Annotated in this window: 19 protein-coding genes; 14 read left to right on the forward strand and 5 right to left on the reverse strand. The window is 32.1% G+C overall.

Annotated elements, in window-relative coordinates:
• Together ACQ654_RS15480 and ACQ654_RS15485 are read left to right on the forward strand one after the other, a co-directional pair.
• The gene (locus ACQ654_RS15480) at positions 1-2,829 is read left to right on the forward strand and encodes a TonB-dependent receptor (protein WP_430411249.1); all 2,829 of its coding nucleotides are present in this window, start codon (positions 1-3) and stop codon (positions 2,827-2,829) included.
• A 104-nt stretch (positions 2,830-2,933) separates the two neighbouring features.
• Entirely contained in the window at positions 2,934-3,374 is a 441-nt protein-coding gene (locus ACQ654_RS15485) for a hypothetical protein (RefSeq protein WP_430411250.1), read from the forward strand.
• 448 nt (positions 3,375-3,822) lie between these two features.
• Here the strand turns inward: ACQ654_RS15485 and ACQ654_RS15490 are convergent, their stop codons facing one another.
• Positions 3,823-4,869 carry an endonuclease/exonuclease/phosphatase family protein gene (locus ACQ654_RS15490; protein ID WP_430411251.1) on the reverse strand — a complete coding sequence of 349 codons (1,047 nt, stop codon included), beginning with the start codon at positions 4,867-4,869 and terminating at the stop codon, positions 3,823-3,825.
• Between the two features lie 137 nt (positions 4,870-5,006).
• On the opposite strand from ACQ654_RS15490, the gene ACQ654_RS15495 reads away from it, so the two are divergent.
• Together ACQ654_RS15495 and ACQ654_RS15500 are read left to right on the forward strand one after the other, a co-directional pair.
• Complete coding sequence (locus tag ACQ654_RS15495) at positions 5,007-7,862, forward strand: carboxypeptidase regulatory-like domain-containing protein (RefSeq protein WP_430411252.1); 2,856 nt, start codon at positions 5,007-5,009, stop codon at positions 7,860-7,862.
• Between the two features lie 63 nt (positions 7,863-7,925).
• Positions 7,926-9,335 carry a DUF5689 domain-containing protein gene (locus ACQ654_RS15500; RefSeq protein WP_430411253.1) on the forward strand — a complete coding sequence of 470 codons (1,410 nt, stop codon included), beginning with the start codon at positions 7,926-7,928 and terminating at the stop codon, positions 9,333-9,335.
• Positions 9,336-9,401: 66 nt separating this feature from the next.
• On the opposite strand, the gene ACQ654_RS15505 is transcribed toward ACQ654_RS15500, so the two are convergent.
• The 4 genes from ACQ654_RS15505 to ACQ654_RS15520 form a co-directional block, all read right to left on the reverse strand.
• The gene (locus ACQ654_RS15505) at positions 9,402-9,689 is read right to left on the reverse strand and encodes a hypothetical protein (protein WP_430411254.1); all 288 of its coding nucleotides are present in this window, start codon (positions 9,687-9,689) and stop codon (positions 9,402-9,404) included.
• A gap of 392 nt (positions 9,690-10,081) precedes the next feature.
• Positions 10,082-10,267, reverse strand: coding sequence for a hypothetical protein (locus ACQ654_RS15510; RefSeq protein WP_430411255.1), 186 nt, complete (start codon positions 10,265-10,267; stop codon positions 10,082-10,084).
• 335 nt (positions 10,268-10,602) lie between these two features.
• The gene (locus ACQ654_RS15515) at positions 10,603-11,097 is read right to left on the reverse strand and encodes a hypothetical protein (protein ID WP_430411256.1); all 495 of its coding nucleotides are present in this window, start codon (positions 11,095-11,097) and stop codon (positions 10,603-10,605) included.
• Between the two features lie 101 nt (positions 11,098-11,198).
• On the reverse strand, positions 11,199-12,902 hold the full coding sequence (locus tag ACQ654_RS15520) for a helix-turn-helix domain-containing protein (protein ID WP_430411257.1): 1,704 nt from the start codon (positions 12,900-12,902) through the stop codon (positions 11,199-11,201).
• Between the two features lie 479 nt (positions 12,903-13,381).
• Here ACQ654_RS15520 and ACQ654_RS15525 point away from each other — a divergent pair, with 479 nt between their 5' ends.
• The 10 genes from ACQ654_RS15525 to ACQ654_RS15570 all read left to right on the forward strand — a co-directional run bounded on the left by ACQ654_RS15525 (position 13,382) and on the right by ACQ654_RS15570 (position 22,572).
• Entirely contained in the window at positions 13,382-13,621 is a 240-nt protein-coding gene (locus ACQ654_RS15525; RefSeq protein ID WP_430411258.1) for a hypothetical protein, read from the forward strand.
• A 159-nt stretch (positions 13,622-13,780) separates the two neighbouring features.
• On the forward strand, positions 13,781-14,362 hold the full coding sequence (locus ACQ654_RS15530) for a hypothetical protein (protein ID WP_430411259.1): 582 nt from the start codon (positions 13,781-13,783) through the stop codon (positions 14,360-14,362).
• Positions 14,359-15,267 carry a hypothetical protein gene (locus ACQ654_RS15535; RefSeq protein ID WP_430411260.1) on the forward strand — a complete coding sequence of 303 codons (909 nt, stop codon included), beginning with the start codon at positions 14,359-14,361 and terminating at the stop codon, positions 15,265-15,267. Before ACQ654_RS15530 ends, ACQ654_RS15535 begins: the two co-directional genes overlap by 4 nt.
• A 50-nt stretch (positions 15,268-15,317) precedes the next feature.
• Positions 15,318-15,653: a PadR family transcriptional regulator gene (locus ACQ654_RS15540; protein WP_430411261.1), complete on the forward strand. Its 336-nt coding sequence runs from the start codon at positions 15,318-15,320 to the stop codon at positions 15,651-15,653.
• Positions 15,650-16,237, forward strand: a complete 588-nt coding sequence (locus ACQ654_RS15545) for an HAAS signaling domain-containing protein (RefSeq protein WP_430411262.1) — start codon at positions 15,650-15,652, stop codon at positions 16,235-16,237. Before ACQ654_RS15540 ends, ACQ654_RS15545 begins: the two co-directional genes overlap by 4 nt.
• A gap of 83 nt (positions 16,238-16,320) precedes the next feature.
• A complete protein-coding gene (locus ACQ654_RS15550; protein WP_430411263.1) occupies positions 16,321-18,939 on the forward strand; it encodes a carboxypeptidase regulatory-like domain-containing protein in 2,619 nt (872 codons plus the stop codon).
• Between the two features lie 25 nt (positions 18,940-18,964).
• Positions 18,965-19,693 (forward strand): GLPGLI family protein, encoded by a 729-nt coding sequence (locus ACQ654_RS15555; protein WP_430411264.1) that lies wholly within the window; start codon positions 18,965-18,967, stop codon positions 19,691-19,693.
• Positions 19,694-19,741: 48 nt separating this feature from the next.
• Positions 19,742-20,602: an ABC transporter ATP-binding protein gene (locus ACQ654_RS15560; protein ID WP_430411265.1), complete on the forward strand. Its 861-nt coding sequence runs from the start codon at positions 19,742-19,744 to the stop codon at positions 20,600-20,602.
• Positions 20,603-20,615: 13 nt separating this feature from the next.
• Positions 20,616-22,157, forward strand: coding sequence for a hypothetical protein (locus ACQ654_RS15565; RefSeq protein WP_430411266.1), 1,542 nt, complete (start codon positions 20,616-20,618; stop codon positions 22,155-22,157).
• Positions 22,147-22,572 carry a thiol-disulfide oxidoreductase DCC family protein gene (locus tag ACQ654_RS15570; RefSeq protein WP_430411267.1) on the forward strand — a complete coding sequence of 142 codons (426 nt, stop codon included), beginning with the start codon at positions 22,147-22,149 and terminating at the stop codon, positions 22,570-22,572. The genes ACQ654_RS15565 and ACQ654_RS15570 overlap by 11 nt, the downstream gene beginning before the upstream one ends.
• Positions 22,573-22,680 lie beyond the last annotated feature (108 nt).

The following is a 22,680-nucleotide window of genomic DNA, read 5'->3' on the forward strand; positions in this document are numbered from 1 at the left end:
ATGAAAACAATTTACAATTTGTTTCTAGTAGTGGCGATGTTCTTTGCAACATCAACTGCTTTTTCTCAAGGAACAATTACAGGTACAGTAGTAGATGGAGACCTTGGTCCATTACCAGGTGCAAGTGTAGTTGTGAAAGGAACAAAAAATGGAGCATCAACCGACTTTGATGGGAAATTTAAATTAAACGTAACAACAGCTACGGGTACAATTGAAGTATCATACGTAGGGTTTGGAACTAAAACTGTTACATTCAACGTAACTGGTGGAACAAAAGATCTAGGAACTATTACGTTAGTTTCAGACAATTCATTAGATGAGGTAGTAATTGTTGGTGTAGTTGATATCGCGAAAGAGCGTGAAACTCCTGTTGCAGTTTCTACGATTAAAGCTGAAGAAATTGTTGAAAGATTAGGTAACCAAGAACTTCCTGAATTATTAAACGCTACACCTTCTGTATATGCTACAAAATCTGGTGGTGGATTTGGAGATTCAAGAATCAACATTCGTGGATTTGACCAAAGAAATACTGCGGTATTGATTAATGGTGTTCCTGTAAACGACATGGAAAACGGAGCTGTTTTCTGGAGTAACTGGACTGGTTTGGCTGATGTTGCTTCTGCAATTCAAGTACAAAGAGGTTTAGGTTCTTCTAAATTAGCGATCTCATCTGTTGGTGGTACATTAAACATTGTAACAAAAACCACAGAAAGAAACGAAGGTGGATTTGTTGGAACTACATTAGGTAACGATAACTACTTAAAAACCATTGCTTCTTACTCGACAGGAAGAATGGACAACGGATTTGCATTCACTGGATTATTTAGTAGAACTGCTGGAGACGGATACATTAACGGAACATCTTTTACAGGATACAACTATTTCTTAGGATTTGGATGGACTGATGAAAATAGAAAACACGATATTCAGTTTAGTGTAACTGGAGCACCACAAGAGCATGACCAAAGAACAACAAGTTTCTTTAACATGGCAACACTTGGCGACTACTTACAATATGGTAAAAAATATAACTACAACCACGGTACATTAAATGGTGAAGACTTTGGATGGAGAAAGAACTTCTATCACAAACCAGTAGTATCTTTAAACTGGGATTGGAATATTTCTGAAAAAACTAAATTATCTACATCATTATATGCTTCATGGGGACGTGGAGGAGGAACAGGAGATTTAGGTAGACTAAATGGAAGTTTCGCTAGTTCTAGTAAATTCAGAGATCCAAATACAGGAGTTGTGTTATGGGATAAAATCATAGCTTCAAACTCAGGAACGCCAACAACATTTGGTACGGACGCTCCTTTTGCAGCACAACCAGATTTCCAAACAGGAACTCAAATCGTTAACAATCCAAACATCAGTACAAGTGATTTACCTGGTGTTCAAAGAAGAAACGGATTTGTAAGAAGAGCTTCTATAAACTCTCATAACTGGTATGGAGTATTGGCAAACCTTAACACTGAATTAAACGAAACCTTAACGTTAGATGTTGGTCTTGATTTAAGAAGTTACAAAGGATTCCACTACAGAAGATTAGACAATTTATTAGGTGCTGACGGATATAGAGATAATGCAGATGTAAACAATCCGTTCATTATTCAATCAACTACATACAGTTCTAGTTTTTCTTCAATCGTAAATGTATTTAAAGACATTGATGATGAAAATAAAATTGACTACTACAACACAGGTTTAGTACGTTGGGCAGGAGTATTTGGACAATTAGAATATAAAAAAGAAGCAATCTCTGCTTTTGTTCAGTTTGGAGCATCTAACCAAGGGTTCAAAAGAGAAGATTTCTTTAACTACTTAAATTCAGATCCAAATCAAGTTACAGATTGGGAAAACATCTTAGGTGGAAACATTAAAGGTGGATTAAACTATAACATTGACGAAAATCATAACGTTTATGGTAACGTTGGATACTACTCTAAGCAGCCATTATTTGATGCAGTTTATGTTAATTTCCGAAATGAATTAAACACTGATTACAGAAACGAAAAAGTATTCGGAGCTGAATTAGGATACGGTTTCAAAAACGAAAACTTAAACGTAAGTGTAAACATATACAGAACTTCTTGGAATGATAGATTCATTACTGTAGCAAAAACATTTGATACACAAGGTGATGGTTTAGGTGGAGACAATACTGATAATAACGAAGATGATGATGTACAAGGAACAGCAAACATTAGTGGTGTTGAGCAAGTACACATGGGAGTTGAATTTGAAGCTACTTACAAGCCTACATCATACTTAACATTCAGAGGAATGACTTCTTTTGGAAACTGGGAATACAAAGGAAATCCTTCTGGAAACGCATTTGATGACAACCAAAACTTACTTGGACAAACAGAATTAGTTTTAGATGGAGTTAAAGTTGGTGATGCTGCACAAATGACCTCTAGATTAGCAGTAATTGTTGAGCCAGTTGAGCGTTTAAAATTTGATGTTGCTTGGTTTAGAGCTGACAACTTATACGCAAACTTTAACGCGGATGAATTTGCTGATACAGAAGATGATAACATTACAGTTGCTGATAATGGAGGAACACAATTAGAATTGCCAGCTTATAACTTATTTGATGCTGGAGTATCTTTCAAAATGTTAGTTGGAAAAGAAAAAAGTAACTCAATCAACTTCCGATTGAACATCAATAACTTATTTGATACAGAATACATTGCTGAATCAGCGACAAATGATCCTGCTGACTCAGATCCTGCAAATAATTATGATGGCGTTAACGTAAGTAACAAAGTATTCTTCGGATTTGGAAGAACGTGGAACTTTAGTGTACGTTACAACTTCTAAGCAATTAGAAAATATATAAATACAAAAGCCCTGCTGAACTAACTCAGCAGGGCTTTTTGTTTCATAAAAATAAGTACCTTTGTATATCAACTAAAAATAAACTTATGTACAGTACTATAAAAATGTTGCATTCTTATTGGGCATACTTTGTCCTTCTAATACTAATTGTAGCGGTAGCTAACGCAATTATAGGGTTTGCTTCAGGTAAAAAATTCGTCTCCAAAGATTTACGCATTTCGTTATTTGCGCTCATCTTTACACATTTACAATTACTAATAGGGTTAATTCTCTATTTCACATCACCATTTGGTATGAGTATGATTTCCAATCGTGGAATGGGTGGTATGAGTGCTGCAGAACGTTTACTGGCGTTAGAACATCCTTTTGTCGGAATTCTTGCTATCATCTTTATCACAATAGGTTGGTCTAAACATAAAAAACAACAAACAGATAAAAGAGCTTTTGGTAAAATCGCTTTCTTTTACGGTTTAGGATTGCTATTAATACTATCCAGATTGCCTTGGAATCAGTGGTTAGGATTATAAAATACAAAACCATATAACACACAAAAATCCTCATCAATCACGATGAGGATTTTTTTGGTTTACAAATTACTCCGAATAAACATTAACGAAGTCGAAACATAAAACGAAACAAGTCTTACATCTATATTCTAACAGCGAAGCGGTCTTATATCTTTTGAAGTTATTCCCTGCTTTTCGTTATATCTTTTTTTGCCATATAGCAAAGCAAAAAAAGGATGCCACTGCAATCAGGACTAAAAAGCCACACAAATAAAATTTCAGTACAACAACATTCAATCTAAGCACAAAAAAAACCCTTATTAAGTACGATAAGGATTTTTTTTGTCATTTCTGCAAAAGCAGAAATCTATTTAATTTTACAATAGACTTTGTATTAGAAAGAATTAGTACTGCTTCTAACTGCGAAGCAATCTAACATCTAATAGCGAAGCGGTCTCATGTTTAAAAATTACTTTACTTCTTTAATCAAATGTACATACACAGGAAAATGGTCACTATACCCACCTGTATAACTTCCGCTAGAAAAACTTCTAAAAGGATAGCCTTTATAGCGTCCACGCTTGTTAGATAAATATGTTTTATTGTAAATTCCAGCTTTATAATATCTGTACTCTGAATAATCTTTTTCTAACAATGGCGCTGTAAATATAATCTGATCAAACAAATTCCAACCATCTCTATATGCCAAGGTTCCATTTCCGCTCTTTGCCATTCCTCCCATTGGGTTAAACAAATCTTTTCCGTTTGCTTCTTCACGATCATCTTTAGTTTTCAGTACATCTTTCATACTTGCGTTAAAAGGATCATCGTTCATATCGCCCAAAGTAAAAATCTTTGCATGCTTATCAACATCTTGCAACGAATCAATAATGCGTTTATTCAATTCGGCGGCTTTCACACGTTTTGGTCTACTTCTAGCTTCTCCACCACTACGTGATGGCCAGTGATTAACAATAATATGTATTTCTTCACCGTCTAGTACTCCTGAAACCAATAATTGATCACGGGTATAAACTCTTTTATCACCATTATATATAAACAATGGATGTTTTGAAAAGCTATGTGGTTGAAAAACGTCTTGCTTATACAACAAGCCTACGTCAATTCCACGTTTGTCTGGCGAATCGAAATGAATAATTCCATAATCGGAATCTTTCAACTGAGGATCATTTACCAAGTCTTCCAAAACTTTCTTATTCTCAACTTCGGCTACGCCTAAAATAGCAGGTGATGTTTTAGCAACATCATAGCCAATATCAGAAATAACACGTGCAAGTTTTGAAATCTTATCTTGATAAATCTTTGAACGATCTCTTTGAATTTCCATCATTGGACTCTTCTCGTCGTCTTTCAATGGGTCATTAATAGTATCAAACAAATTTTCTACATTATAAAATGCAATCGTTTGTACTTTAAATTGCTTTTTTTTCTGTGCCCAACCGTGGGTAAACGCTAATAAAAAAGCAAGAATTACTATGGACTTAAGGTTTTTCATTTAATAAATGTTATGTTATCTTAAACAATCTTTGCAAAAGCTAGACCAAAAGTAGTTATTAATTATAAAAAATGTACATTTGCGCGTCGTTATTAAAGATTTTTAAACTTAAATAATAATTAATTGCAAATTACAGTATGAAAAAACTTATTTTTTTATTTGGATTGCTATCAGTTTGGTTTGTCAGTGGACAAAACATAATTACAGGTAAAGTAATTGACGCCAACACAGATGACGCTGTCCAAAATGTTTTGGTTTCAGTTGCACGTAACAACAACAAAGAAGTTACTACGGATGCATCTGGAGTCTTTAAGTTAACAGATATTGCAGCGGGCGAAGTGGATGTAGTATTCACCAAAGATGGCTATTCAATTTTAAGAATGCCAGTAACCGTTATCGATGGTCAGGCAATTGACTTAGGTACAATTTTGTTAAAAAGATTCGTTCAAGAAGATGTTACACTAATATCTTTAACTGATGATGAATTAAATGATGATTCTACAGCAGCAGACAACATCTCAGGATTACTACAATCGTCAAGAGATATTTACTTAAGAACTGCAGCTTTTGAATTTGGCGCTACTTTCTTTAGAGTAAGAGGACTAGATTCTGAGAATGGAACAGTACTTATCAATGGTATTGAAATGAACAAACAGTTCAATGGAAGACCACAATGGAGTAACTGGGGAGGATTAAATGATGTCGTAAGAAATCAAGAACTTACAAATGGACTAAGTGCTAACGATTATACTTTCGGAGGAATTTTAGGAACAACAAACATTAACACAAGAGCTTCTCAATACAGAGAAGGTGGTAGAGTAACATACTCATCATCTGATAGAAGTTACACCAATAGAATTATGGCATCATATTCTTCTGGTTTACTTGAAAGTGGATGGGCGTATACGATTTCAGCAGGAAGAAGATGGGGAGATGAAGGTTTTAACGACGGTACTTTCTACGACGCAAATTCTTTATTAATTTCGGTTGAAAAGAAAATAAACGACAAACACAGCATTAACTTCACAGGAATCTATGCACCTAACAGAAGAGGACAATCCTCTGCAAATACGCAAGAAGTATTCGATCTTAAAGGAATTCGATATAACGATTTTTGGGGATATCAAGATGGAGAAAAGCGTAACTCAAGAGTGCGTAGAGTTGATGAGCCAATCTTAATGTTAAATCATACTTGGGACATTTCAGAAAAAACACGATTAAACACAAATATTGCCTACCAATTTGGAGAGCAAGGAAGAAGTCGTTTAGACTTTGGAGGAACTGATTTAGATGTGAGTGGATTTCCAATTGGAAGCGGTTTAAACCCAAGTCCAACGTATTACCAAAAATTACCAAGTTATTTTGCTAGAAACTTCCCAGGAGATCCTGCATTAGAATTTGGAGCGCAACAAGCATTTATAGAAGGTGGACAAATTGACTGGGTAGCTTTATACAGAGCAAATCAAAACAATCTTAGTGGAAATGCAGTAAACATTCTATTTGAAGATAGAAGTGATGATAAACAACTAACTGCAAATACAATTTTTAATACAGCTATTAATGATAATATTACATTAAATGCTGGTGCAACATTTACTTCATTAACATCAGAAAACTTTGCAGAAGTTACAGATTTATTAGGTGGAAGAGGATTTTTAGATGTTGATGGTTTTGCAAGCCAATTTGTTGATGATCTTTCTACACCAAACATATTTGAACCAAATGCGGTACAAAATGATTTAAGAAACCCAAACAGAGTGGTAACTGAAGGAGATCGTTTTCGTTACAATTTCGAAATTCAATCAAATACAATTGGAGGATTTGCACAAGCACAATTCAAATACAAAAAAGTAGATTTCTTTGTAGCTGCTAGTGTAAAAAACACAACATACCAACGTACAGGTTTATATCAAAATGGTAGTTTTGTCAACAACTCTTTTGGAGAAGGTGAAAAAATATCATTTACAGGTATAGGAGCAAAAGCAGGATTTACCTATAAACTAACAGGTCGTCACGTATTTGACTTCAATGGTGGATACATTACAAAAGCACCATCAATTCGTAACACGTACTCTAACTCAAGAGAAAACCATAACATTGTACCAAACATTACGGAAGAAAAAATTACGTCATTTGATGCAAGTTATATTTACAGATCTCCAATTGTAAAAGCACGTTTAACAGGATATTATACTAAAATACAAGATGCAAACGAAATTTCTTTCTTCTATGCAGATGGAATTTTTGCAAGTGTTGACGGTGAGACAGTAAACACAAATACTAATGGACAGGCTTTTATTCAAGAAATTTTACAAGGTGTTGACAAAAGACACATTGGTGGAGAACTTGGAATTGAAGTACAAGCTACTTCAACCATTAAATTAAAAGGTGTAGCGTCTTTAGGTCAATATACATATGACAACAATCCTGATTTATATATATCTTCTGAAAACTTCGGAGGAGTTAATCTTGGAGCAGGTGAAGGAGTTCTTCCTTTAGGAGAAACCAATTTAGAAAACTATAGAGTTGCTGGTGGACCGCAAAGAGCGTTCTCAGCAGGATTTGAATACAGAGATCCTGATTATTGGTGGTTTGGAGCTACAACAAATTTCTTTTCTAATGCTTACATCGACATAAGCCCATTACAAAGAAGTAGTAACTTCTATACTGATTTTTCTGATGGTCAAGTATTCAATGATTATGATCCAGAAGTAGCACGTGAGTTATTAAGACAAGAACAATTTGATGATTACATGCTTGTAAACCTAGTAGGAGGAAAATCTTGGAAACTAGGAGATTACTTTGTAGGTTTCTTTGCAAGTATCAACAATGTATTTGACAAAGAATACAAAACTGGAGGATTTGAACAAGGAAGAAATGCTAACTTCAGAGAATTAAGAGACGATTCGGCACTAGAAACAAGAGTATTTGGTAACAGATACTGGTATGGTAGAGGAAGAACATATTTCTTAAACCTATATTTTAGATTTTAATAAAACATAAATTAAAGATTGCGTAACTTTAAGTTGTGCACAAAACAATATAAATTCAAACAAATGAAAGCAAATAAAATTTTTAGTTTAATAGCTACCTTAGGAATTATGGGATTAGTTATTACTTCTTGTGTTCAAGACGATGAATTTGCAATTCCAACAGGAACAACTACAGTTGATCCAGGATTAACGGCAAACGCTACTTTTAACAATATGGTAGCAAGATACCAACAAGCAGTAGCAAGTGGTGATGATATCGCTACAATTGCGCTTGATGAAAATGAAATTATTATTGAAGGATATGTAGTATCTAATGATAAAGCTGGAAACTTCTTTGAAGAATTAGTAATCCAAAACAAAAAAGATGGATCTTCATCTGACGCAGATCCAAGATTAGGATTCCGTGTAGATATCAATCAATCTGCTTTATTTAATACCTACGAATTTGGTAGAAAAGTTTATATCAAAATGAACGGTTTAGCTATCGGATTAGAGAATGGAGTATACGCTATTGGAAAACCTAACGGGAATGATATCGATCAAATTCAACCATTTGAATTAAATGATTTCGTAGTTCGTGGAACTGAAGTAGCTCAAATTACACCAAAGCTTACAACAGTTGGTGAATTAACGGAAGCGGATGAAAATACATTCATTCAATTACAAGATGCACAATTCCAATTAAACCAATTAGGATTATCATACGCAGGAGAAGCTTCTGATAGTTTTGACGGATTCAGAACTATTCAAGAATGTGCTGCTGGTGGATCAATTGCATTACAAACAAGTACATTTGCTGATTTCAAATCATTAACAATTGATGAGAAAAAAGGAAGCATTCAAGGAGTTTTTACAAGAGACTTTGGAGATGACACAAATGTATTAGTTATAAATACACTAGCAGACATCGACTTTACGGAAACAACACGTTGTGATCCAGATGTATTAAACTGTCAAGGACCAACTTCTTCAGCTACAACAGTTTTTGAGCAAGATTTTGAAACTATTACTAACGAAGCACAATTAGATGCTTTAGGGTGGACAAACGTAAACGTTTCAGGAGGTTCTGAGCGTTTTGAAGACGGTTCATTTAGTGGAGATAGATACATGGTAATATCTGCTTTTGGTACAGGAGAAGATCCTTTAGAAGCTTGGTTAGTAACGCCAGCAATCAACTTAGACGGAACAACTCAAGAAGAATTAACTTTTAATGTTTCTGCTAACTTTGAAACAGGAACAGTTTTAGAAGTATATGTTTCAACAGACTTTACTGGAGATCCAACAACAGCAGAATGGTCATTACTAGATGCTAACATTCCAGTTGGAGGAAGCGGATTTGGTAGCTTTGTACCATCTGATGTAAATATTTCTTGTTTAGATGGAGATGTATATATTGGATTTAAGTACTTAGGTGCTGCAGGTGGAGCTGAAACAAGATACCACATTGACGATGTAAAAGTAACAGGAATGTAAGATTCCGAAACTTATAAATGATAAAAAAGAGTGCTAGCAATAGCGCTCTTTTTTTGTTTAATTTTTTTAGATTCCAAGTTTCTTTATATTATTTTGACTGTTTAGTACAATTTTGGAGTGAATCATATTCGTTGAGTAACATTCTATTTTTACCATCTTTTCCCATTCTTTTTTGTAAATGATAGATAAAGGAACTTTTGTACCGTTATGAAAAGGAATTTCAATCACTTCTATATCACTATTTTCAATTTCCTTATAAGTTTTAGCTGGAGAAAGATTCCCTTTCTTAAAAGCGCTTATTTCATGATGATAACGATAGTTGCTTCTATGTGTAAATCTAGCTTTCAGTTTCAATCCACAAATCAGTATTGTTTGGACCAACCGGTGAAATTTCTTTATTGTTTTGGTAAAACTGATCGCTATTTTTGTCCATTCCAGCTCGACTGAAAATAATTGAACATTTCTACTTCTTTTCCTATTATTCCAGCTCTAAAGCATAAAATATTTGCGACATGATCAGTTGATGTTTTTAAATCATAAATCGTTTCTGAGCGCGAATATTGGTTTTTGTAAGTTGAAATTTATACAGCTTGTACATACGATACTCATTATAATTAGGAGAAAAAAGAAACTTGAGTTTCATTGAGCTTTTTAGGGTTGGTTGTTAAAAACATAAAATGCTAAATCGAAGTTTTACACAGTTTTCGAGATAGCATTTTATAATGAAAAAAAAGAATTGTATTTATTTATTGTGTGTCTACAGTATCGTTTCCACACAAAACTGTAAATGTATTTGTTGGTCTACTATTGGCATTTGCACAGGTACCAGATTGAGGAATAATTCCTCCTTTTATAGTACGCATGTGTGAAAGGTTTGCAATTTTAGAACTATTAAGGTTTAATTTTTGAGTAAAGTTTTTTAAAGTTTTCATGGTGTTTTTGTTTTGCGATTATGAAGTAAATGTATAGCAAAAAAGCACCCTATTTTAACACCTTTTCGTGGTATTTATAAATATCATTCTAAAAATTAGATTGTAACTAATTGTATATCAACTTGTTGTTTTGAATTATTGATTTTAACGTTGCTTTAACAAATTTGAGCTAAAAAGGCTTATTTTTTTGTGTTAAATGATAAAAAAAGGACTTTTTGGGTTGAAATGTACAGTTAATTTTAGATGCTTTTTTAATCTAAAAGAAACGTGAATTATCTTTTTTTAATACAGGGTTTGAAGAATTTTATATAGAGATTAAAATAACTCTGTTAGGTCTACTTATTTTCAATTATACTAAGTTTCCCATGTTTTACTTCTTTGTATGAAGCATAGATATCATCAAAATTTCTATTTATTTTCCATTCTGTATTAAATAGTAATGAAATGAAATCGCCAATATACGGTCTTGATTTTCTATACATTTTAGGAAACTTATATTCCATTCGTATAGTTAGTTTATCATTTTCTTTCGGTTGATAAAAATCAAAAACTAAATTTGAGTTGAGATAGTTAATTATAGAGTTTGCAGATAAACCATTGTTTAATGCTTCAGAGGAAGTAAGCGGGAAAAATGCTGTATCGTAAGGATTGTCTTCTACAGGCTGAATATATTCGAATAAACACCACTTTAGTATAGTTTCTTCATAGTCTTCCTTACGCAACTTGATTTTATTTCTCCTAGAGTTCTTATTGTGAATTAATTTTTTCTGAATTGTAGTCGTTTCGTTTTCTTCAATTTCAAAAATGATTTTTAACTCAGAGTTTAACACGTGCTACTTTTTTTAATTTTACGCAAAGCTACTACTTTTTCAACTTGCCTAGTATCTAAACGGTCTTGTATAAAAGTTTTCAGTGCTAGTGGTATGAAGTATTATGCTGTTTCCTTCAACTCCTGATTTTCAAGTTGTTTTAAGAAATACGATGGATGAATTCCTGTTTTTTTATGAAAAGCCACCGAAAATGATTGTGCGTTGTTAAACCCAACATCAATAGCAATTGCTTTTATTGTGTACGATCTAAACACTTTATTTTCTTTTAATTGTACGATGGCATAATCAATTCTAATTTCATTCATATAATTAGCAAAGTTCATTCCTTTAGTCATGTTAATGATTTTTGAAAGGTATGTACTATTTGTGTCTAACTCTTTTGCAAGTTTGGTAAGTGTATAACTCTTTTTGGCAAACCTATGATTCTTTTCAAACTTATCTAGTTTTATTAAAACGGCATCTATAATTTCTTTCGGAATTCCTACAGCATTTTTTGCGGCTACAGGCAATTTCTTAACCACTTCTTCTTTTTCCTCTTTATGCTTATGCTCATATTGTAACATAAGTGCATCAAAACGTTTTTTATACACTGCATTTCTGCGAGAAAAGTAAAAAATAGCTCCCAAAAGTAATACTGATATAATAATAAGAACCAGAATTGTTTTTCGTGATAAGAAGTTAGAATCTTCCAATTTTGTAATCAACTCTTCTTTTTTACTTAACAATGCTTCTTTCTCAGAAATCAATAAGGGCGTTTCATATTTGGTCACAATCTTTTTTCCTAAGTTTTGATAATCTTTCGAAATAATATCATCTACAGCTAATAATTTTTCAATGGCAGTCAATCGTGCCGCATCATCACCAGAAATTTTGTGTGCTGCGTTTAAAAGTTCATAAGCTTCTCTGGCTTGAAAAACAACTTTAGGATGTTGTTGATAAATGGAGTCTATCTTATATAAGTAGGGTAACGATTCGTTGTTTTTATGCTGTTTCTCTAAACATTTATATATGTATAAATAAGTAGACGATAAGGCTTTTTCATTAGTTTCAAAAAACGTAGCTGCTTTTTGTAAGCTATCTTTTCCTTTGGTATAATCTTCTTTTAGGTAGGAAGTAATTCCATGCGATAGCAAAAACCAAGGATATAAGTATTTATCTGGGTCTTCTAAACTGGCAACAATTCCACGTTGATGAACTACTTCGGCAGAATCTAAAAGTCTATTCTTATTATACGAATCTGCTAATGCGAATACCGATTTTAGGTATTGTTGTTTATCTCTTTTATGATAATCGTTTTTTGTAATAAAATCTAAATTCTCTTGAAAAATGGTTAAGGCTTCTTCTTTTTCATCACTTACATTCTTTAATAATCCTATATAATGTTTAATGGAAACCTGTTGTGCAATATTTTTAGATGTAATTGCTAAATCGTTTGCTATAGCAAAATTGTCCAGCGCTTCATTATATTTTGAATTGTAGTATAATTGAATTCCTTTTAATAAGTATCCTTTGCCTGGATAACCGTCAAGTTTTGCATTTTTAGACAATAAAATAATACTATCCGAATACGAAATTGCTGTTTTTGTATGACTATAATGTGTAATTAACAACTCATAACCTTCTACTATTTTGAGTAAATCGTTGTCTTTTTTTGCTTTTTTGAGGTATGATTTGACTGTAAGTAGGTTTTTTTCTGAATTCTCAGGCTTAGAAATGAAATCTGAATTAACTTTTTCGAAGTTATTTTCTTGAGAAAACGAGCTCGATATACCAAAAACGAAGAAAATAATGCTAAAAAATAGCATTACCATTGGAGTTTTTGTACGAGTAGGTCTTATAAATCTTAAAAAAATTGGTTTGTATATGCAAAAAATCATCACTTTTTCTCAATTTTTTTTTTAGAAATGAAAAAACATTCCCTTAAATGTCTTTTATGTAAAAAAATACAATCTAAAAAAGTAGGTTAATAAATACAGTTTTGATTCAATAAGTATAAAAATTCACTTTTAGTGCTTATTTATACTATAAAGATATCAAATTTTGAAAGAATAATGACACTTCTTTGTCATTCAAGTCTTTATGTGGGTTTAGGAGAAATTTAGAAAGGTGGTATTTATAAATCTCATGCTTGGATTTATAAATACCAAAACTAACCATTTGAAAATGTGAAAATTACATCATTATTTAGCCAGTGAGAATTTGTTGCAACAACCACTCTCAATCAGGTGAAATCCGAAAAACCTTAAATAGAGTAGGAAATCAAAACTTTATAAACTTTAACATTATGAAAAAATTAGTAAAATTAACAGGAGCATTAGCATTAGTAGCGTTTTTTGCAGGATCTGCAATTTCAACTTCAAACGCACAAGAAGTAACTATGGACGATTTACAAGTAATCGAAGTTGCTGATGTTGACGCATTATTAGTAGACAAAGATTGGGAATTAGTATCTAGCGAGTGGGTATGGAGAAGAACTGTTTCTGAAGCACCAGCTGAGCCAGCTTCACCTAGTACTGCTAACTAGTATTTATAAAAAAAGGGGACAAGGTTAGCCTTTGTCTCCTTTTTTTGACTTTTAATACAAACACCTTATCGTTTGTATATGTGTCCTTGGTTGCGAAATAGATGATTTACCAATCAAAAATTTCTTTACCAAGCTTTCTAACTACTAAAACAAAATATTATGAAAGCTTTAAAAATAGGGTTATTAGCATACTTAGTATTTCATTTATACACTTCATTAACAATCAATTTTTCAGGATATACTCAGTTTGATAATGAAGAATATGCGCACCGACTCAATCCATTTGGAAGATTTGTAGCTCAAAATATAGATGCATCAGCGCATCAACCAGATTTTGTAAAAGACATTATACATTTTCAATCTACATTTACAGGAACAAATAGAGGATATTCATTTTTCTCACCAAATGTATCTCGTTTCAATATGAAATTAGTTTTTATTGTTGATGGACAAGAAATGAGTATGCCGCTTAATACACAAGAATCCGTTTTAAAATTTGAAACAGCAAGTTATTTCTTCGAATCAAATTTTAGATATAAAAAAGTGAGAACAGATATTTTAAAATCATTTTCAAAATGGTATTTCGCAAGTAATCCAGCTATAGAAAAAATAGATGTGTATTTAGATATGTATCAATTTGACAATCTAACAAAAGTAAGAACAACTGGGTACAAAGTAAAGCATCAAAAGCTTTTAGGTTTTACAATTTCTAAAAAAGAACTTAAACAAAAAGAATCATGAAAACAATTATAGACAATTTCTTCTTTAAGAGTAATGAGAAGTTTCTGAATAGAAATAATATAATTATAGTAATTGGCGTTTTTTGTATCATTAATTTATTGATCATTTCCCCAGATATTTATGAAATATTTGCTTCTGATGGTTTGGTAGATGCTTCTATTAACAACAGCTTCCTTACGTTTTATCAGCCGCGTTTAGCATGGTTTACAAATCCATTGATGCATATTGGAATTCCAGAAAAAGCAGTCATTTTGGCAATATTGGCATTCTATCTAGTATCGTTAATGTCCGTATTATCTAAATACAAACCAGTGCTATTTTCAATAATTGCTTGGTTTATTCACATAACGCTTGTAAACTCTAGTTATTTATTTTCATATGGAGCTGATTATTTTATCTCATTCTTATTGTTCTTTAACATCTTTTTAAATATTAGTACGGTTATACAAGAAGATAAAGGAAATGCATTGTATTCGTTTATTGTTCGATTTATGCAACTTCATTTATGCATCGTTTATTTCTTTGCTGGTTTTGGAAAAATTTTAGGAACCGATTGGCTCGATGGAAACGCTATGTGGTATGTATTAAATTCATTTATGCCAGAATCTGTAGATACAATGTTGAACTTTATAGAGTATCCAATTGTATTTCAAGTTTTGTCTTGGGCAGTATTGTTAGAATTGGTATATCCACTGCTTATTTTTATGCCTAAAGTAAGAAAATGGTTTTTGATAAAAATATTCTTCTTGCATATTGGTATTGCAATTATAATGCAGTTTTACACCTTTGGCATGATAATGATTTTATTAAATATTGTAGCATTTGGTCACTATATTAATTGGAAGTCGATTGCTAAAATGTTTAGGATCAATGGTTTATTGCTAAAAGAAAAGAAGTTGGCTTAATTTTATACAAAGTACATTGTATTACTATGTATTTTATGTATATTTGACATATGAATTCTGAATTTGTTCAAAAATGGCAGTCACAGGTTAAAAAAGGAACCTTAGCATTTATTCTTTTAAATGTATTAAAAGACAACGAGTTTTATGGATACGAATTAATGGAGCAAGTCCGAAAATTTACCACCATAGAAATTGCAGAAGGTACTTTATATCCTTTAATGAATCGATTAAAGAAAGAAGGTTTAGTAACTTCAAAATGGGTAGAGCAAGAATCAGGAATTCCAAGAAAGTATTATCAACTTACAGAAACGGGAACTGAGACTTTAACAGAAATGAGAGTGTATTGGAGTCGTTTGGAAACATCAATTCAAAAGCTAACGAAATGAAAAATATTGAATTCACAGATAAGTCGGCACAAAAAATATACGATAGTTATATCAGAAGAATTCGTAGAACCATTTCTGTACTCGGAAAAAGTGATAGAGAAGATGTATTGATGGAGTTTAACAGTCACATATACGAAGGCATTCAAAATATACATGAAGGAGAAGAAGTAGAAAAATTACTAAAAATAACACAAAGTTTAGGAGATCCGGAAGAGGTTTTAAAATCTTTGGTAGCGGAAAAAAAATTAAATCAAGCTACACGCACGTTCAATCCAATGCATATATTTCAAGCCATATTCTTGAATATAAAAAGTGGAATCATTTATACAGTATTTGCAATTTTGTACATATTTCTATTTGGTTTTGGAATCTTAATGATTTTTAAAATTATAAATCCAGCAGAAACTGGTTTGTTTTTCGAAAATGGAAAATTTTTAGCCTTAGGAAGAGTACGCACTACTGATGAAAATGTAACAGAAGTACTAGGAAACTGGTTTATTCCAGTAATGTTTTTTAGCGCATTAGTACTGTATATTATAATTACATTAATATTAAAAATCACTCGAAAGAAAAAAGAAGATTAACTTTTTTTACCCTATTACATAGTAATGCAAGGTAAGTAGTATAAAACATCACATTGTTAATCAAAATAAAAAGCAAAGCAAAAATGTTACCAATAAAAATCAAACATATTACCCTCTTATTTCTCATGATGCTCTCAGGATTGTGCTTAGCACAATCCAAGAGTATCCAGGGTAAGGTGATGGATACGCAAAAGATAGCTATTGACGGAGCTGCGGTTGTATTATATGACACTAAAAAGAGTATCATAACATATACGGTAACAAATGAATTTGGAGCATATACTTTGGAAGGTGACGTACAAGAAAACTATATTTTAGAAATCACACATATTTCATACCTAAAACAATCAAAAACAATTACAGCAAACGACATCTTACAATCACCAATAGTAATAGATGTTATTTTAGAAGAAAACAAAGCTTCTTTAGATGAAGTAATTATTATTTCAAGTAATGAAGTAAAAGATACCGTTCGGTTAGATTTAGACAAATTAAAATTATACGAAGATGCAAAACTGCAAGAAATTTTAGAAAAAATACCAAACTTCAGATTAAGTGATGACGGAACTATTATTTATAAAGGAAAGAATATTGATAAAATCTTAGTGAATAAAAAACCTTCATTTGAAAATCAAAATAGTATTGCGTTAGAAAGTATTGAAAAAAACATTATTGACGGTATTAGTGTAATCAATAATTACAATGATGAATTTACATTAGATTTTGATGAAAATGAAGAAACCGTATTAAATATTGATACAAAAGAAGATTTTAAAAATATCTTAAATGGCTCACTTGAAGGAAAAGCAGGATATCAAGATAAATATGAGTTCAAAGCAAAAGGGTTTTTATTCTCTAAAAACTTAAACGCATTCTTAACAAATAATACAAACAATATTGGTAAAACCACCATTACGTCTAACGAAATTAAAAGTATTTTTAAAGATGGATTGCCAATATCAGAATATCAAGAAGGCGTATTGGTAGGAAAGCTTTTTTCAACAAATGAAAACTTACAAAAAGACTTCTTCACAAGTACAAATCTTACACTAAGAAATCAGACACAACGTTTAAAAACTGCGGGTATATTTTACTACATTGCTCCCAACAGAGTTAATAGTATTGTTCAGAGTGCTAGCACATTAGATAATATTTCTTTGTTAAACACAATTGACGAAAACAAAGCAAAAACACAATCATTTCTTAGTGCAATTTCTATTGCGTATAAACTATCAAACAAATCAATACTTAGCTATAACTTAAATATTGATTATGTAAATAATAAAAACAAAAGTACCATTCAAAATGAATTGTTCGACAACGGAAATCCGAATGGCGTTAACACTACATTTTCAAACAACAATAACAATATATTTTCAGCATACCATCAATTGGGATATACCAGAAAGTTGCAAAAAAATATAATCTTAGAAGCAAAAGGAGCTTATTTTAGTGAAGGCACAAAGTTATTAAACAACTATTCTATTCAACAGAATATGTCAATTACAGACGCTGTTCAAAACTATAAATTTGATAAAAATCAGGCACAAGCAACAATAGGATTAAAGTACAAATATTCAGATGCTTTTATACCAACAATAACTGCAAACTATTACAGAACACAAGAAGAATTAAAAGATAGAAACTTAAATAATTCGTTGTTAATTAGAAGAGAACGAGATAGTTATCACGTAAATTTAGAAGTTACTGGTGATGGAATTGTAAAAGGACTAGATTATGATTTTACCATTGGGTTCAATTCATTCACAAACACACTTGTAACTAATACTATAGATAAAAGTGACACTTTTGTTCATGTTGATGCATCTATGAGTTATGAAAATAAGTTAAACAGATATCATGTTGGTTATGAGCGATTCAGAGATTTTAACAACATCTTTTCCGGAATTACTACCATTCAACCATTTAATAGTATTTGGAATGGAAACAATATGCTTCCGCTAGAATTTAACTCTTCGAGCTTGGTAGATGCAAGTTATAACTACAACAATATTTTTGATGGAGAAGCTTTTTCAGTAACAGCTTCATACGGAACAGAAAAAAATACATTACAAAGAAACTTTATAGCACAAGAAAATGGAATCTCAGAATTCAATTTATTCTTAGCGGATAAAACAAACACATTTAAAGTATCATCATACTATTCTAAAACACTAGCACCGCTAAGTTATCCAACAAAAATTGTAGTATCAGCAAGTTACAATCAAATAGAATATCCATCAATTATTGCGCAACAAGAAGTAGATGTTTTGACAAAAGTTTTTTCTCCAAGTTTACGATTACAAACAATTACGGATAATTTTTTCAATTTTGAATTCTCTTCAAGAATTTCTTTCAGTAGCGACGAAGTTGCCAACACAACCTACGATGCTACTTACACTAGAAACAGCTTTGCAGTACTAGTAAAAAACAAAAAATGGAACGGGAACATTACATTCTTATATGACAACAACCACATTAACAATGTAACCTATTCAAGAAAGAACTTAAATCTAGGTGTATCATACACAAAAAACAACATGGTTTTCAGTATGGAAGCTAGACATATTGGCGAATTGTTATCATTTTTTGAAAATGATGCATACAATTCTCAATTCATCATAAGCAATGGTATTACTAATACTATCGTAAACAACCAATCATTAAACTATATCATATTAGGAATCAAATTCAAACTTTAATATAACCATTTAAAAACTCAATATCATGAAAACAATTCAAATTTTAATCGCAATCTTCTTCGTAAGTATCACAGTAAATGTTAACGCACAAACGAAAGACAAAAACATCTTGAAAGTAAACTACACAACAGGATGTGTATCTGATTTCCTAGTAGGAATGTTAAAAAAACAAGTACAAGATCCAAGCGAACTTTCTAAAATGCTAACAAAAATGGAAGCATATAAAATTCACAGTAGCTTCTATCAAAATATCAAAACAAAAGAATCTTTCTTCATCATTGATTCTATCAGCGAAGTAGAAAACTTAGGAACTACGGGATATACGTACTACACCTACAGAAATGCAGACGGAAAACTACAAGGAAAAGAAATCTTTATGGGTAAAAAAATCAATTTCGAAGGAAAAGTAAGTGAATTAAATTGGAAAATTACAGATGAGCAAAAAGAAATCAACGGATATCAGTGTAAAAAAGCACACCTAGAAAAAAACCCAGCAATCTATGTTTGGTTCTCTCCAGAAATTCCAGTAAGTGGCGGACCATATGTATTTTACGGATTACCAGGATTGGTATTAGAATCTGACAACTACTTTGAATCTGTAAATGCAACTACAATTGGATATGAAAGCAAAGAAGTTTTCGAAAAGAAACTAGCAGAAGTAAAAGAAAAAATCACTTCAAAAAAAGCAATCACCTTAGCAGAAGTATTTGCTAAAAAAGAGAACTTCCAACGCATGATTTTAAAAGGAAAATAAAATAAAAAAATAGAACAACACTGAATATTCACTTTAATACACAACAACATGGAATTAGCTATCAATAATTTAACAAAAAAGTACGGCTCAAAAAAGTTAGGATTGAGTGACTATTCAATCAATATATCTTCCGGAATCTTAGGTTTATTAGGTCCAAATGGCGCAGGGAAATCAACGCTTATCAAAATGATTTCTTCTATCAGTAAACCAACTCAAGGAAGTATTTCTCTTAATGGAAATGATATTCTAAAATCGCCAAACTACATTCGTAAAATGTTAGGATATCTTCCACAAGATTTTGGTATATATCCAAACCTAAATGCTTTTGAATTTCTGTCGTACATGGCAGCAATGAAAGGTGTTGGTGGACGAGGATTGCGCGAACGAATAGAAAAACTATTAATGGAAGTAAATCTTATAGAATCGGCAAACAATCAACTAGGAACCTATTCTGGCGGAATGATTCAACGCATCGGAATTGCACAAGCATTGCTAAACGATCCGAAAGTGATCATTTTTGATGAACCAACTGTTGGTTTAGATCCAGAAGAACGGTTACGATTCAGAGATTTAATTTCAGATTTGGCAAATGACAGAATCATCATCTTATCATCACATATCGTATCAGACATTGAAACCATTGCCGATGAGGTTGCCATTATGAAACAAGGTTCACTCATTGTAAAAGATTCGCAAGAAGACATCATTCAACTAGCCGAAGGAAAAGTTTATGAAACGACGGTGAGCAAATCAAACATCAACAACTTTAAAAGCTATCATACAGTGGTAAGTTCATACAGAATGCAAGATAGTTTTAGAGTACGATACATTTCTGAAAATCCAAATATTGACGCAGAAAATGTAACAGCAACCTTAGAAGATGCATACATCTATTTAACCAAAAACTAATACCAATACTGCCATGTTTCAATTCAAAAATATCATCAAAGGAAATTATTTACAGTATGTACGAAGTTATTCGTTTCTTATTACTGTAGCACTCAGTGTATACATTGCGTTTAGCTTTGTGCCTTCACCAGAAGCAAATTACACAACTATTCGGTTAGGTTCATTTACAGGAGATTACAACACAGCTTGGATTGGTTTTGTGACGGCAATCATGTCTAGTACAATTCTATCATTAGTTGGTTTTTTCTTAATCAATGGAAGCATCCGAAAAGATATTGAAACACGAATTGGACACATTATTGGTACTACACGCATATCGAATACGGCGTACATCATTACAAAATTATTGAGTAACTTTTTAATACTATTTTCAATACTAATTATAGTATGTATAGTAAGCGTTATATTATCATTCCTTTACGGGAATGGACAAAGTTTTCAGCTGTTAGATTTTGTATTGCCGTATACAATTATTACCATACCAACACTATTTGTAGTAGCTAGTTTTTCGTTACTACTAGAAATTATATTTCCTAAAAAAACAATCTTACAATACGGAATATTCTTAGTAGGATTCTTTACAGTACTTTTTGCTTCCTCATCAGAAAATCAAGGCATATATGATGTATTCGGATTGCAATATCCAACAACAATTATAAGTGATCAAATCCAAGCATTGCATACAGGACAAGATACAGCGCTTGCTATCGGATTTATTTCTGGAGGAAGAAACATAGACAAAGTTGTAACTGTAGAAAGTATCTCATTTACACAATCGTACATATTTGGACGATTATTTTGGATAGGATTTGCTTTTATAGTAGCAATAATAAGTTCGTTATTCTTTCACAGATTCAACATCAAAGAACGATTAACAACACAAACAAAACCACAAGAAAAGTCAAACGGAAGAAGTGCCGATTTCCAACTTGGAAACATCACATCAGTTCCTGAATTTTCTTCACATCTATCACCATTAATTGGTGCAGAAATGCTCATGCTCATTCGTAAAAGTCCAAAATGGCTTTGGGGAATGTCGTTCTGTTTAATGGTTGCAATGGTATTTGTTCCACTCACATTTGCACATCACTACATGTTGCCATTGCTATGGTTTTTACAAGTTGGTGTTTGGTCAGATTTAGTAACAAAAGACATCGCATTCAGAACACACTACTTTACTGCATCATCATACCAACCTGTACAACGTTTATTCATCTCAAGAATCATTGCAGGTGTATGTATTGCACTATTTATTGCAATGCCGTTATTAGTACGATACATGGTAGAATTAGACTTTCATACCTTACTAAATATTACGCTTGGCGCGATATTTATCATCTTACTCTCTGTATTTTTTGGAACACTGACAAAATCAAAAAAACTATTCGAAATCGTGTTTTTCTTCCTCATCTATAGCAACATCAACTTGGTTTCGGTAACAGATTACTTTGGCGCGGTACACACATCAGTGAGTTACACAGGAATCATGGCAATACTAACCGCAGGATTATTTACTGGATCATACTTCTTAAAAAAACTAAGTTATGACTACTAAAAAATTAGATGAATTGATCGAACATCACCACATTGTAATTTACGATGGTGTTTGCGGATTTTGTGATGCTTCGATTCAATTCATTCTAGATCAAAAACCTTCAAACGAACTACGATTTGTATCATTTCAATCTGAAACGGGACAACAAATCATGGCAAAATTTAATCTAGAAATAAACTTAGATACCATCATCTTAATTGAAAAAGGAATCGTTCGCCAAAAGGCAAAAGCATTTTTAGGCATTCTAACACATGTAGAAAGTCCATATCGATTTGTAGGGTATTTTACCATCATTCCATCGTTTATAAGTAATGTATTTTATGATATAATCGCAAAATACAGATACAAAATCATGGGGAAAGTAGCACAATGCAGATTGCTCACGCCAACGGAACGCGCTTTCTTTTTGGAGTAATGGAATTCTAAAATGTTAAATGTTTGTCAGTGCGACGATCTTAAGAAATAATGAGTGAAAAGTGGAATTGCGAAGCGTAGCTTCAAGCATGAAGTGCAAAAATGAACG

Origin of the sequence: Kordia sp. (genome assembly GCF_965283645.1) — a bacterium.
Taxonomy (GTDB): domain Bacteria; phylum Bacteroidota; class Bacteroidia; order Flavobacteriales; family Flavobacteriaceae; genus Kordia.